Raw genomic sequence first — 12,357 nt, forward strand, 5'->3', positions numbered from 1 at the left:
CTGTGGGAGCGAGTTTGCTCCGGGCGGCGTTCCGACGATAGCGGTATTACTGAAGTAACCGGGTATCCAACACGGTAGAGCCCTCACCCAGGATACTTTCGCTGAGCTGCACAAACTCAGGGGTGTCCACCGTCTCCAGGCGCATCGCCCCTTGCAGCACGTCATCGAGGGAGCGCTTGTTGCGGGTCTTCAGACGAATCTCCCGGTCCAGTTCCTGCAGCAACAGCACCGCCTTGGCGACCATCGCCGGGCTCACCTGGTCGCCGCGCAAGGTCGTGACACCCTTGCTGTCCCGGCCGAGACGAGCATTCAGGGCCTGATAGCGCTCGTCGCTCATGCCGCCGGCGCGGCGCAACAGTTCGATGGCGTAGTACTCATTCAATCCTTCGCTGATCCAGTCACTGCGATCTTGATCGTTGATGCGCACCAGCATCTGCATCAACTCCCGCAACAACGGACTGCTGCCCCGTTCGCTGACCAACGGCGGGCGGCTGTGCAGGTAGATCGATTCGTGGCCCGCCTGGACGCCACGCCACATCGGATCCCCGGCACCGACAATCAGCAATTTGGCCGGATGACGCGGCACCACTGCCTGCACCTGCGGCCAGACAAAAGTCAGCAGCGTCAGCACATCCATCCGCCGCATCCCCTGGCCCAGGGGCGAAGCCACTGTCACCTCGGTCTCGCCCAGGCGCGTGCGGCGACTGCCGAGTTTGCCGGCGAGCATCCAGCCCGTGGGGCGATCGAACAAGCGCGAGGGGTTATCGATGCGAAAGCGTTGCTTGCCGATACGCGGCCAAGGCGTCTCGATGCTTTTCCAGCCGTTGGGCAGTTCGAACGCCAGGCGAGAGACCAACTCGATGCCGTCCTGCTGGTCCAGCTTCGCCGGTGGCACCAGGTCATCGCCGCGCAGCAGCGCCCAGCTCGGCGTCATGCGGGTTTCGAAAGAGCCGTTCTTGCGCGATTCGCTGATGCGCACGCGATAAGTCAGGCTCGCCTTGTCGGCGGCGGGATGCCAAACACCCCGCGATGCCTTGCCAGGCGTGAGCTGCCATTGGCCGTCCGCCTTGAAATCGCTGTAGCGGCCTTCATCGCCCAGGTCAAAGTCCAGACTGCGCACCGCCGAGCCCCGCGCGAGGGTCAGGCGCACTTCAGCCTGGTCGCTCTGCGGCAACAGGTGAACGTGGTAATCCAGATCGACTTTCTGTGCTGCCCACAGCGGCCCGCACACCGCCAGCAGCCCCGCCGCCAGCAACCGTTTCAATCCTGCAGCCATGGGCGCTCCCTGGTGATGCGATGCCTTGTGTTCAGCCCGCGCGAAAGATCAGGTGATCTTCCCAGTCTTCTTCGGCCACGCTGCCTTCGGCCAGCATGCGCCCGGATTGGGAAATGCGTTCGTGGTGCACGGCGTCGCGATCACCACAGACCAGGTGGTGCCACAGCGGCAGGTCCTTGCCCTCGCTGACCAGGCGATAGCCGCAGGTCGGCGGCAGCCATTTGAACTGATCGGCCTTGCCCGGCGTGAGCTGGATGCAGTCGGGGACGAAGTCGCGGCGATGGGCGTAGTCGGTGCACTGGCAGGTTTTCAGGTCCAGCAGTTTGCAGGCGATACGCGTGTAATAGACGGTGTTGTCGTCTTCATCCTCGAGCTTTTGCAGGCAGCACAGGCCGCAGCCGTCGCACAGCGATTCCCACTCTTGTGGATCGAGCTGATCGAGGGTTTTGCGTATCCAGAACGGTTCGACTTTGGCGGCCATGGCTCAAGCATCAACATCATGTGGTGAAAAGGCCGACAGTCTAGTGCCGCGACCTCCCGAGGCCAAGCATTGGCGACTGTCGGTAGAAGGGACTTGTCAGGCCGGACGCCGGGACGTAGGTTGCTTGATCACGTTTCCGAACCCAGCCAAGGTGAGCCCATGAGCGCCAATTCCCGCATCGCCGATTACACCATCCATCCTCAATTCATCGAGCGCTGGTCGCCGCGCGCCTTCACTGGCGAGAGCATTGCCGAAGAAACCTTGCTGAGCTTTTTCGAAGCCGCGCGCTGGGCTCCTTCGGCGTACAACTCGCAACCGTGGCGCTTCCTGTACGCCCGTCGCGACACGCCGAACTGGGAGCGTTACCTGGGCCTGCTCAACGAGTTCAACCGTGGCTGGGCCCAACACGCCTCGGCGCTGGTGATCATCGCCTCGAAAACCACCTTCGCGGTGCCCGGCGCCACGGAAGAAACCCCGGCCCAGTGCCACACCTTCGACACGGGCGCGGCCTGGGGTCACCTGGCGTTGCAAGCGAGCCTCAGCGGCTGGCATACCCATGGCATGGCCGGCTTCGACCAGGAACTGACCCGCAAGGAACTGAAGATCCCGGACGGCTACGCCCTGCACGCGGCCGTGGCGATCGGCAAGCTGGGAGACAAATCGACGCTGGCCGACTATCTCCAGGCCCGCGAAGTCCCAAGCCCGCGCCGGCCGTTGAGTGAGTTGGTGGCCGAGGGTGATTTCACCCTGTAAAGCAGAGCTACGGTGCCTACTTAAGTGTGAAACCGAACCCGTGGCGAGGGAGCTTGCTCCCGCTCGGCTGCGCAGCAGTCGTAAAAATTCAGCCGTTGCCTGATGCATCTTGTTGAATGGTTTTGGGGCTGCTGCGCAGCCCAGCGGGAGCAAGCTCCCTCGCCACAATGGCTCATAAGCCTTTAGGAAAGTTGGGCTTCAGTAACCTCGGGCGAAATCCACTTCCCCACGCAGCGCTTCACCAGCCTGGTAGGCGCGCAGGTTTTCCAGGAACAACTGCACCATCATCGGCGGCGAGGTTGGTGCCGAGCTGTGGCCGGTCAACAGCAGGCCCCAGGCCGTCCAGAACGGATGACGCTGCGGCAACGGCTCCTGGCGACACACGTCGATCACCGCGCCGGCCAGATGCCCTTCCTTCAAGGCTTGCACCAGGTCCGCGTCCACAACCGCCACGCCACGGCCGACGTTGATGAACAACCCGCTGGGCTTGAATTGCTTGAACAGCGCCGCGTCGTAGATGTCATGGGTATCCGGCGTATTCGGCAGCAGGTTGATCACGTAGTCCGCTTCGCCCACCAGGCGCGGCAAGTCCTTCAGCGCCCCCACCTCGATAAACGGCGCCAACTCACGGGCTTCACTGGCGATGCCGTACAACTGCACGCCAAACGGCACCAGGAACTGCGCCACCCGCTGGCCGATATCGCCAGTGCCGACGATCAACACCTTGCGCCCCGCCAGGCTTTGCCCTTGGCGGTTGTCCCACTTGCGCTCCACCTGGCTGACCAACCGCGCCAGGACTTCGCGTTCATGCCCCAACATGTAGGTGAGCACATATTCGGCCATCACCTGGCCGAATATGCCGACTGCGCGGGTCAAGCGATAATCGCGCGTCAGGCCCTCGGCCAGCAGCGGCGTGATGCCCGCCCAGGTCGATTGCAACCAACGGGGCCGGTGACCTTGACGCAACAGGGTCGCCAACAGGTCAGGCTGGCCGAGCCAGACCGGGCAGTCAGTGGCTAGCCGCGACAGCTCGGCGGAATCGCCGCTGGTCAGCACCTCGATGTCGGGTGCAGCCTGACGCAAGAGCTGGGCATAGACCGCGTGGTCGTGTTCGGCAATCAGAACGCGCATGAATCAAACCTTTCCAAACAGTGCAGACGGCCGCTGACAGAGTGTTGCTCCATCCATGCGGCCCATCGCCAATAATCATTTCAATATTCAAGAGGCCCCAGGACGGGCGCCCCGAAGTATCAGACCGGGTCGTTGCGTCGCAGCAACTCTTCGGGCAGATGCTCGATGTACTCGTCTTCAGCCGGAGGCATCTGCAAGTGATAGCCCTGGGTGTCGAGGTTTTCCAGCACCTTGTTGATGTCCTCCCGGGACAGTTGCCGCTCCGGGCTCAATACCAGGTCGAAGGCATGGATGGCCTTGCCGAACGCGGCCATCAACGGCTCGGGCACGCGGGCCAATGCCTCGCTCTTGAGCACGTAGAGGTACATTTCGTTTTTCTTCGAGCTGCGGTAGATGGAGCAGATACGTTTCAAGGCTGTTCTCCGGCGGTGGCCAGGCTGTCGAGCAATGCCTGGCCCATCAACTCGCGGCGCCAGCCACGCAGCGAATCGGGCAATTGGTAAGGCCCCTCGGGAAAGCCGCTCTTGATCAGGGCCTCGAGGGTTTTCTTGCGCAGCATCAGTTCCGGGGCAATGCCCAGGCGCTCGGCTTCAGCCTGCCCCAGCGCCTTGAGCCGCTTGACCAGCGCCGAGGCCTCGATCGGCAGCGGTTCGGGCACTGCGGCCGGCCATTGTTCAGGTGGCACGCTGCCCGCGCGCTTGATCAGGTCGAGCAGGAACTCACCGTCCTGGCGTACGGTACGCGGGTGCATGTCTTCGATCTTCGCCAGCGCACCGAGGTTATCCGGCTGCGTGCGGGCCAGGGGCCATAGCGAATGCTCGCGAATGATGCGGTTGCGCGGCAGGTCACGGGCGCGCGCCTCGCGCTCACGCCAGGCGCACAGCTCGCGCAGTACGGCCAATTGCGCCCGGGACAACTTCCAAGCCAGCTTGGCCTCGCGGTACACCTCGTACGGGTCGACCTCGCGGCGCAGGTTGGCCACCAGTTCGGCGCCATCCTCCAGGACCCAGCTGTATTTTTCGTCGGACAGCTTCGGCCGCAGTTGTACGAAAACTTCCGCAAGATGCACGGCATCCTCGGCGGCATAGCTGATCTGGGTTTCGGACAAGGGCCGCTGCAACCAGTCGGAACGGGTCTCGCCCTTGGGCAATTCGATGCCCAGCACTTCCTGCACCAACCGCGAATAACCCATGGAGAAACCCAGGTTCAGGTAGGCGGCGGCCAATTGCGTGTCGAACAGCGGCGCGGGCAAGCTGCCTGTCAGGCGCAGCAAGACTTCAAGGTCTTCGCTGCAGGCGTGCAAGACCTTGAGCACCGCCGGGTTTTCCAGCAGCGCGGCCAAGGGTTTCCAATCGTCGATGGTCAAGGGGTCGATCAGGTACGCACTTTTGCCATCACCGATCTGCAGCAGGCCGGCAATGGGATAAAAGGTGTCGACCCGCATGAATTCGGTGTCGAGGGCGACGAACGGCAACTGTTGCCATTCGGCGCAAAACCGACCGAGGCTATCGTTGTCGCGAATCCAATGAATATCGATGGCCACACGGCTCTCCCTTGAAGAATGGCGCGCAGTATATATCGCCGTCGGCGATTGCGAGCATCTACGGAGCAAGAGCTTGAGAGAAATCGCCTGCGCAAACGCAAGAATAGTCCTACATCTGCAGTTATCCGGCCTTACGTAATACATACACCCGTTTAAACGCCAGGCCGGGCAGGAAATCCTGATGCCACACCACACTGAAACCGGCCGCGAGAAACTCGGCTTCGACGCAGGCCTTGTCGGTGAGGTTTCGTTGTGAGGCGTGGCCGAGCTTGAGGCGTCCCTCGACCTGCACTGACACGATCACCGTGTCCCGGCTGACCCGGTGGAATTCCCGCAGCAAAGCCAGGCGATGTTCGCTGGCCTGGATGTGCATAAACAATTGCAGACAGAAAATGCAATCCACCGCGTTCGCCGACAGCCCAAGGGTGAACGCCGAGCTGGGAAAAGTCTTGATCCGCTGGAGCAGCGCACCGCCATGGTGGCTGCGGGCATGATCGAGCGTATCCGGCGACGGGTCCGCCGCCAGGATCACCCGGTTGGCATGTTCGCCCAACACCGGCCAGAACCGCCCCGCCCCACACGCGACGTCCAGTACCAACCCAGGCTCACCGGCCACCTTCAAGGCGTTGCGTACCAGTTGCTCATCACGCCAGAAAGTCAGCCGCAGCCGCCGAGGCGTCGGCTGACAGCAGATTTGCGCATGCTCCTGGTCATGCTGCCTGGCGAACTCAAGCTCGACGGTGGAGGGGGATTGCCCGGGCATACTCTCGGCTCACGGAAAAGGTTGGACGACAGGTTAAACAGGGCTACGTGAAAAAAAGGTGTAGGAAGATTATTCCCTGGCCAACACCCCATCGATCACTGCGCTGCGGCAACTGGCGAACATGTCCAAGTCCTGGTTGTAGACCTTGCTGTTGACTTCCAGCAGCCCGAGCATCGAATGAAACAGGTTGTCCTGGCTCAAGGGTTTGTCCCGACTCATTTGCAGGCAATGCGTATCGACCGAGAAGGACTTCTGATAACTGTCGGAAAACCAGGCCAGCATTGCCACATGCTTCTGCTGCTCAGGGGCCAGCATGTAGGGCGTGCCATGGAGGAACAGGTTGTATTCGCCCAGGGACTCGCCGTGGTCCGACAGGTACAGCATGGCGGTGTCGACCTTGTCCTGGTTGGCTCGCAGCAAATCGATCAACATCGACAGCACGTGATCGGTGTAAACCAGCGTGTTGTCGTAGCCGTTGACGATGCTCTCGCGGCTGCAATTGTTCAGCGCATTGCTTTCGCACACCGGGGTGAAATGCTCGTATTCCTTCGGGTAGCGCTTGAAATATTCCGGCCCATGACTGCCCATCTGGTGCAACACCAGCACGGTGTCCTTATCGAGGGTGTCGATGAAATGTTGCAAGCCCTGGAGCAGGATTTCGTCGCGGCACTCGCTATTGGCGCACAGGGACGGATCCTTGAGATTACTGACGTCCTGCAACGTGACCCGATCGCAGGTGCCTTTGCAGCCGGACTGATTGTCCCGCCAGATCACTTCCAGCCCGGCGCGCTTGAGCACGTCCAGCAGCCCCTCTTCATTCTTGGCCTTGCTGGCGTCGTAGTTCTTGCGGCCCATGTTGGAAAACATGCACGGCACTGACACGGCCGTCTCGGTCCCGCAGGAATGCACGTCGGTGAAAGCGATCAGGCCGGCCTCTTTGTCCAGTTGCGGGGTGGTATCACGGTTGTAGCCAAGAATGCCGAAGTTCTCGGCACGCGCGCTTTCGCCGACCACCAGGACAGTGAGTGATTTTCGTGCATGGGTTTGCCAGGCCGGGTTGCGGCTAGCATCCTCGCCCAACGTGATGAACGGCTGCTTGGCCGACGCGACTTGCTCGCGCAAATAACCGAACGACGCCCCGATGTAGTTGCTCGGCACCACCATCAGATGCAGTTCATGGTGGTTGCGAAACAACGAAGACAGCCCTTGATAATTGATCATGGCCACCGCGCCGAGCACCGCAACCGAGGCCACGCCGACCAGCAACTTGCTCAACAACTCCCTCGGCCAGCGGCGATAACTAATCGGCGTCTTGAACAATAACCAGGAAGGCAAGACACCTAACAAACCAATGTAGACGAACAACTTCAACGACAATAGATCGCGAACTTCCGTGGCATTGGTTTCGGCGAAATTTCGCAACATGCCGGCATCCATCAAGACCCCGTACTGGGCCATGAAATACGCCACGCCCGCGCTGATCATGAATAACAACATTAACAACGGCTTGAGCACCGGGCGGAACGCCAACAACGTCAACACCAGGTTGAACGCGCAGAACACGATTACGGCAAATGCCAGGCACAGCAGCAGGCCGCGGCCATCCGCCGCAGTAATCACAAGCAGGTGTTGCCAGAGAATAAAGTTGAAGCCCACTAACAAAAAGGCACTGGCGACCAGCGTCACCCACTCGGGGCGCACGGCTTTAATAGTCAGCATGATGGTTGGAGGCTTCCTGAAGTTGCTCTTTTAAAAGAAAGTGCCGCAGGCAAATGTGAAAAATTCATTTCCTACGGCAACACAAACTTTAGGCAGCCCACCATCAATTTTTCGTGAAAAAGTTGCCAGTAAATAATTATTTAAAGAACCTTTTCAAAACCGTCGTCAGGCTTGGTTCAGGTACCAGCGCCAGTCCTGCTCACCTACTTCCCCCATGAATTGACGATATTCGGCGCGTTTGACCGCCAGATAGACACCGAGAAACTCGCTGCCAAACGCTTCTCGTGCCCATGGCGAGGCCTCAAGCGCATTCAAGGCTGTAAGCCAGTCGGTGGGCAGCAACTCGGTCGCCTGGGCGTAACCATTGCCTTCGACTGGCGCGCCGGGATCACGCTGTTGCCGTATGCCGCGGTGAATCCCAGCCAATATCGCGGCGGCGGCCAGATAAGGGTTGGCATCGGCGCCGCAGACGCGGTGCTCGATGTGTCGCGAGAACGCCGGGCCGCCAGGCACCCTCAGGCTGACGGTGCGATTGTCCACGCCCCAGGTCGGTGCCAGTGGCGCATAGCTGTTGCTCTGGAATCGACGGTAGGAGTTGGCGTTCGGGCAGAACATCAAGAGCGAATCCAGCAAGGTATCGAGCATCCCCCCTACCGCGTGACGCAGCAGCGGCGTGCCGTCGGCAGCTTCGCTGGCAAACAGGTTGCGTCCGTCCCGGTCCGCCAGGCTGACGTGCATGTGCATGCCGGAGCCCGCCAGATGCTCGAATGGCTTGGCCATGAAACACGCCGCCATGCCATGTTTATGCGCCACGCCCTTGACCAGGCGCTTGTAGCGCACCGCCTCGTCCATGGCTTGCAGGGCATCGGCACGGTGCTCGAGGGTGATTTCGACCTGCCCCGGTGCGTATTCCGAAATAGCGGTTCGGGCCGGAATGCCTTGCTGTTTGCAGGCGGCATACAGGTCGGCCAGGAACGGCTCGATCTGCTCCAGCTCGCGCAAACCATAGACTTGTGTGGCCCGTGGCCTGCCACCGTCAGCGTCACGCGCCGGTTGCGGCCGGCCTTGGCTGTCGCGCTGGGCATCCAACAGGTAAAACTCCAGCTCCGCCGCCATCACCGGGTAATAACCGTCGGCCTGCAAGGCGTCGATCACCCGGCTGAGCAGAAGGCGCGGGTCGGCGACTGCCGCAGGCATTCCTTCCTCGGGATGCATGCCGACCTGCACGGCGGCGGTGGGAATCAGCCGCCACGGCATGCGTTGCAAGCTGCCGCTTAGGGGATAGGCACGACAATCGATGTCGCCGACATCCCACACCAACCCGGAGTTTTCGACGTCGTCGCCATTGAGGGTCAGCCCGAGCATCGTGCTGGGCAGCGGTCGACCGTTTTCGTAGACCGCCAGCAGCTCGTCCCGGTGCAATAACTTGCCCCGTGGCACGCCGTTGTTATCAAGGATGAACAGTTCGAAGAGCTCGACATCAGGGTTCTGATCGAGAAACGCCCGGGCGTGTTGCACGGGCGCGAATGCATTTTTGGCAAGGCTCATGAGAAGGCTCGTATTTCCATGTCGGACGGACGACCAGGCGCCGTCGGTCTGCGCTCGTCGGCGACGAACACAGTGTTTGATCAACAGGAAATACGGGAATCCGGAGGACGCGCGTGACGACAATGCCACAGGGCCCAGAAGGCCAGCTCGGACGGCAGTGCACTGAGGGACGGAGGCATGGCAGGCGTGGACCTGCCGAGCGGATTGACCGCGGCGGATGAAAGGTATCGGAGCACCAAGGGCCAACCGTTCATGAGCGCATCACAGGGACAGTATCCGGCAAGCGTCCCACGGCCCCCACGGACCATTAAACCTGGATTTGATGGAGCTTGGATCAGGGCGAGCTAAACATAAGCAAACGAATGACGCCGTGGGCAACATTCTCCTCTTCCTCTCGTTCCGCTAGGATCATCCGCCTGGTTTGCGCAAGACCGCGCAAGAGCACTGCGAGACAGAACGGATGCTGAACAGTAACGCCCTCAGAAAACTCGACATGCAGGACCTCATGGTGTTTAGCGCCGTGTATGAACAGGGCAGCGTCACCGGCGTGTCCGAAGCACTGTGTGTCAGTCAGTCGACCGTCAGTTATTGCCTGAAGAAACTGCGTGCCTGTTTCGAAGATGAACTGTTTATCAACAGCCGTACCGGCATGCGCCCGACCTATAAAGCCGAGGGGATGTACGAGCATGTGCGCGCCATCCTGCAGCGAATCAACCAGTGTCATGCCGGGTCGCCAACCTTCGATCCAAGGCGTCAGGCCATCACCTTCGATATTTGCGCACCCGAATACTTCGAACAGCTGATCCTGCCGCGACTGCTGCGGGGTTTCGATCACGCCGAGTTGCCGGTGACGGTGAACGTGAGCAAGCTCGAAACGGACATTCCCGTCGAAGCCCTGCGCAATGGCAGCCTGGACCTGGTGATCTGCTTCGGCCCGAATTTCCACAGCAATCATGCCGATCTGAAATCCAGGCCACTGCTGGACGACGATCTGGTCTGTGTCGTGGATAAACGGGCCGCACCGCCGCTGAATCTAGAGACATTCCTACAGCGTCGGCACGTTTTTCCGACACCCTGGGCTTCGTCCAGCAACATGATCGACGGCTGGCTGGCGATGCAGGCGCAGCAACGCCAGATCGCGGCGCGCGCCAACAGTTACGGCGCGGCGCTGAAGATGATCGCGGGTACCGATTTCATCCTCACCCTGCCCCGCCGCATCCAGCAACTGCTCGCCATTGACGCGGGTTTTCATCACTACGACGCGCCTGAAGGCTTGCCTGGTTTTACCCTGGACATGCAATGGAGCCTGGGCGCCGATCAGGACAGCGCCAACATCTGGTTGCGTGAGCAGGTCATCGAGGCTTGCCTTGGGCACTGAAGCTTAAAGACCGATGGCAGCCTTGGCATAAGGGCCACGATCAATGTCGAGGAGTTCCACGCACAACTGCACACTGACACCGGCGGGCCAAGGTCCCAGATCCTGGAGCACCGCCAGCAGATTGTCGGCCAACTGTTTCTTGATCTCCGCCGAGCGGCCACTGAGCAAGGCCAGTTTCAAATGCACGAACCCGCGCTCGCCGATGCCGGTGCCGACCCGAAATGTATCGATCTTCACCGCACGGCTCTTGATGTCGTGCTCAGCCGCGAACTGACCGGAGGCCACCAGCGCGTTGTTCAGGCGCAGCAGTGCGACATCGGCGTTCAGCTCGGTCAGGTTGGCGGTGTATTCCATGTGCAGGTGAGGCATGTGTTTCGACTCCGATTCGAAAAAGCGAGGGTGGGGTGACAGCTGTCGCAACGATACCTCGACTGGCTCAGGTCAGGCAGGTTTTGTTTCGCCTGCCAGCGGCATCCGTTCGCTCATGAACGCCTCCAACCGCGACCTCAGCCACCGCTCGGCCGGGTCATTGTCGACGTGGCTCAACCAAACCATGGACAAATCCACCGTCGGCGTCTCGAAGGGAAAAGGTTCACAGAACAATTGGCCGGACGCGGCCATGGCCGTGGCGGTGTAGTCCGGCAGGCTGGCGATCAGATCAGTGCCGGCCAGCAACGCCGGCAAGGCGCTGTACTGTGGCACCGACAGCACCACGTGGCGCTTGCGGCCGATTTCGGCCAGCCATTCGTCAGCCAGGCCGGCAATGTTGGCCGTATGGGAAACCAGCACCTGGGGCCGCGCGCAGTATTCATCCAGGGTCAGCGGTGTATCCGAGGCATCGGCCCGCAGCACGCGGGCCCGGATGTGCCGCAGCAGCTTGCGTTTGGCATTGGCCGGCAGCCCCCGAGTCTGGCTGATGCCGACGGTGATGTCGCCTGAGGCAAGCAAGTCGGGAATGCGCCAGTAATCGACGTGCTGCACCACGAACACGACGTTGGGTGCTTCCTGGCGCAGGCTGCGCAACAGCGGCGGTAGCAGGCCGAATTCCACGTCGTCCGACAGGCCGATGCGGAATGTCATGGTGCTGTTGGCGGGGTCGAAATCATGGGACAGACTCAGCGCCACCGACAGTGAGTCCAGAGCCGGCGACAGGTGCTGGATGATTTCCTCGGCCCGCGCCGTCGGCTCCATGCGGTGCCCGACGCGGATGAACAACGGGTCGTTGAACATCGCCCTGAGGCGATTGAGGGCCGAGCTGATGGTCGGTTGGCCAAGGAACAGTTTTTCCGCAGCCCGCGTCACGTTACGCTCGAGCATCAGCGTTTCAAAAACCACCATTAGGTTGATGTCGGCCTTGCGCAATTCGTTGCGGTTCATCCATTGCTCCTGGTTCCAGTCGGTGAGGCAGGCGCTGCAATTTTCTGAAATATCTCACAATCATTGGAAACGTATTCCCATTAGCGAAAATTATCAGCTTGGCTAGGCTTGCGACGACATGTACAGAACATGTCCTGAACGAATAAATCGCATGGAGCGAACCGATGTATTTTGAAATCTATCGACAGACCCGAGGAACCCCAAGCACCGGACAAGGCCAGTGGCGCTGGCGCTTGAGGGCCGGCAATCATGAAACCCTCGCCAGCGGTGAATCCTACGTGAACAAGGCTGACTGCCTGCACGTCATCGGGTTGATCAAGAGCGCGCACGGCGAGACACCTGTAAAAGAAATCTGAAGCCGTCCACGGGCCGACCATCCTGAAGTATC

At 60.7% G+C, this 12,357-nt stretch carries 13 protein-coding genes; 3 read left to right on the top strand and 10 right to left on the bottom strand.

Annotated features, from left to right (window positions below; translation table 11 throughout):
* Nucleotides 1-46: 46 nt before the first annotated feature.
* Both Q7C33_RS18285 and Q7C33_RS18290 read right to left on the bottom strand, forming a co-directional pair.
* Entirely contained in the window at nucleotides 47-1,276 is a 1,230-nt protein-coding gene (locus tag Q7C33_RS18285) for a hypothetical protein (protein ID WP_407683900.1), read from the bottom strand.
* 31 nt (nucleotides 1,277-1,307) lie between these two features.
* A complete protein-coding gene (locus Q7C33_RS18290; RefSeq protein ID WP_030141190.1) occupies nucleotides 1,308-1,757 on the bottom strand; it encodes a YcgN family cysteine cluster protein in 450 nt (149 codons plus the stop codon).
* A gap of 159 nt (nucleotides 1,758-1,916) precedes the next feature.
* Here Q7C33_RS18290 and Q7C33_RS18295 point away from each other — a divergent pair, with 159 nt between their 5' ends.
* Nucleotides 1,917-2,510: a nitroreductase family protein gene (locus Q7C33_RS18295; protein ID WP_030141191.1), complete on the top strand. Its 594-nt coding sequence runs from the start codon at nucleotides 1,917-1,919 to the stop codon at nucleotides 2,508-2,510.
* 198 nt (nucleotides 2,511-2,708) lie between these two features.
* On the opposite strand, the gene Q7C33_RS18300 is transcribed toward Q7C33_RS18295, so the two are convergent.
* The 6 genes from Q7C33_RS18300 to Q7C33_RS18325 form a co-directional block, all read right to left on the bottom strand.
* A complete protein-coding gene (locus Q7C33_RS18300; protein ID WP_030141192.1) occupies nucleotides 2,709-3,641 on the bottom strand; it encodes a D-2-hydroxyacid dehydrogenase in 933 nt (310 codons plus the stop codon).
* 119 nt (nucleotides 3,642-3,760) lie between these two features.
* Complete coding sequence (locus Q7C33_RS18305) at nucleotides 3,761-4,054, bottom strand: YcgL domain-containing protein (protein WP_030141193.1); 294 nt, start codon at nucleotides 4,052-4,054, stop codon at nucleotides 3,761-3,763.
* The gene (rnd, locus tag Q7C33_RS18310) at nucleotides 4,051-5,184 is read right to left on the bottom strand and encodes a ribonuclease D (protein WP_030141194.1); all 1,134 of its coding nucleotides are present in this window, start codon (nucleotides 5,182-5,184) and stop codon (nucleotides 4,051-4,053) included. Before rnd ends, Q7C33_RS18305 begins: the two co-directional genes overlap by 4 nt.
* Before the next feature lie 121 nt (nucleotides 5,185-5,305).
* Nucleotides 5,306-5,947 (bottom strand): class I SAM-dependent methyltransferase, encoded by a 642-nt coding sequence (locus tag Q7C33_RS18315; protein ID WP_198797152.1) that lies wholly within the window; start codon nucleotides 5,945-5,947, stop codon nucleotides 5,306-5,308.
* A gap of 69 nt (nucleotides 5,948-6,016) precedes the next feature.
* Nucleotides 6,017-7,666: a phosphoethanolamine transferase gene (locus Q7C33_RS18320; protein ID WP_030141196.1), complete on the bottom strand. Its 1,650-nt coding sequence runs from the start codon at nucleotides 7,664-7,666 to the stop codon at nucleotides 6,017-6,019.
* Nucleotides 7,667-7,831: 165 nt separating this feature from the next.
* A complete protein-coding gene (locus tag Q7C33_RS18325; RefSeq protein WP_407683901.1) occupies nucleotides 7,832-9,214 on the bottom strand; it encodes a glutamine synthetase family protein in 1,383 nt (460 codons plus the stop codon).
* A 460-nt stretch (nucleotides 9,215-9,674) separates the two neighbouring features.
* Between Q7C33_RS18325 and Q7C33_RS18330 the strand changes: the two genes are divergently transcribed.
* Nucleotides 9,675-10,592: a LysR family transcriptional regulator gene (locus Q7C33_RS18330; RefSeq protein WP_323154340.1), complete on the top strand. Its 918-nt coding sequence runs from the start codon at nucleotides 9,675-9,677 to the stop codon at nucleotides 10,590-10,592.
* A gap of 3 nt (nucleotides 10,593-10,595) precedes the next feature.
* Here the strand turns inward: Q7C33_RS18330 and Q7C33_RS18335 are convergent, their stop codons facing one another.
* On the bottom strand, nucleotides 10,596-10,961 hold the full coding sequence (locus Q7C33_RS18335; RefSeq protein ID WP_181286693.1) for a 5-carboxymethyl-2-hydroxymuconate Delta-isomerase: 366 nt from the start codon (nucleotides 10,959-10,961) through the stop codon (nucleotides 10,596-10,598).
* A gap of 72 nt (nucleotides 10,962-11,033) precedes the next feature.
* Nucleotides 11,034-11,969, bottom strand: coding sequence for a LysR substrate-binding domain-containing protein (locus Q7C33_RS18340; protein ID WP_407683902.1), 936 nt, complete (start codon nucleotides 11,967-11,969; stop codon nucleotides 11,034-11,036).
* A gap of 164 nt (nucleotides 11,970-12,133) precedes the next feature.
* On the opposite strand from Q7C33_RS18340, the gene Q7C33_RS18345 reads away from it, so the two are divergent.
* Nucleotides 12,134-12,325: a YegP family protein gene (locus Q7C33_RS18345; protein WP_030141201.1), complete on the top strand. Its 192-nt coding sequence runs from the start codon at nucleotides 12,134-12,136 to the stop codon at nucleotides 12,323-12,325.
* Nucleotides 12,326-12,357 lie beyond the last annotated feature (32 nt).

The organism is Pseudomonas sp. BP11-1-1 (genome assembly GCF_052112105.1).
Taxonomy (GTDB): Bacteria; Pseudomonadota; Gammaproteobacteria; order Pseudomonadales; family Pseudomonadaceae; genus Aquipseudomonas; species Aquipseudomonas alvandae.

Bases quoted from the DNA above. Each gene is read 5' to 3' on its own strand.
- Q7C33_RS18340 (WP_407683902.1), bottom strand. From the start codon at position 11,969: ATGAACCGCAACGAATTGCGCAAGGCCGACATCAACCTAATGGTGGTT.
- Q7C33_RS18285 (WP_407683900.1), bottom strand. From the start codon at position 1,276: ATGGCTGCAGGATTGAAACGGTTGCTGGCGGCGGGGCTGCTGGCGGTG.
- Q7C33_RS18300 (WP_030141192.1), bottom strand. From the start codon at position 3,641: ATGCGCGTTCTGATTGCCGAACACGACCACGCGGTCTATGCCCAGCTC.
- Q7C33_RS18290 (WP_030141190.1), bottom strand. From the start codon at position 1,757: ATGGCCGCCAAAGTCGAACCGTTCTGGATACGCAAAACCCTCGATCAG.
- Q7C33_RS18330 (WP_323154340.1), top strand. From the start codon at position 9,675: ATGCTGAACAGTAACGCCCTCAGAAAACTCGACATGCAGGACCTCATG.
- Q7C33_RS18325 (WP_407683901.1), bottom strand. From the start codon at position 9,214: ATGAGCCTTGCCAAAAATGCATTCGCGCCCGTGCAACACGCCCGGGCG.
- Q7C33_RS18320 (WP_030141196.1), bottom strand. From the start codon at position 7,666: ATGCTGACTATTAAAGCCGTGCGCCCCGAGTGGGTGACGCTGGTCGCC.
- Q7C33_RS18335 (WP_181286693.1), bottom strand. From the start codon at position 10,961: ATGCCTCACCTGCACATGGAATACACCGCCAACCTGACCGAGCTGAAC.
- Q7C33_RS18315 (WP_198797152.1), bottom strand. From the start codon at position 5,947: ATGCCCGGGCAATCCCCCTCCACCGTCGAGCTTGAGTTCGCCAGGCAG.
- Q7C33_RS18345 (WP_030141201.1), top strand. From the start codon at position 12,134: ATGTATTTTGAAATCTATCGACAGACCCGAGGAACCCCAAGCACCGGA.
- Q7C33_RS18295 (WP_030141191.1), top strand. From the start codon at position 1,917: ATGAGCGCCAATTCCCGCATCGCCGATTACACCATCCATCCTCAATTC.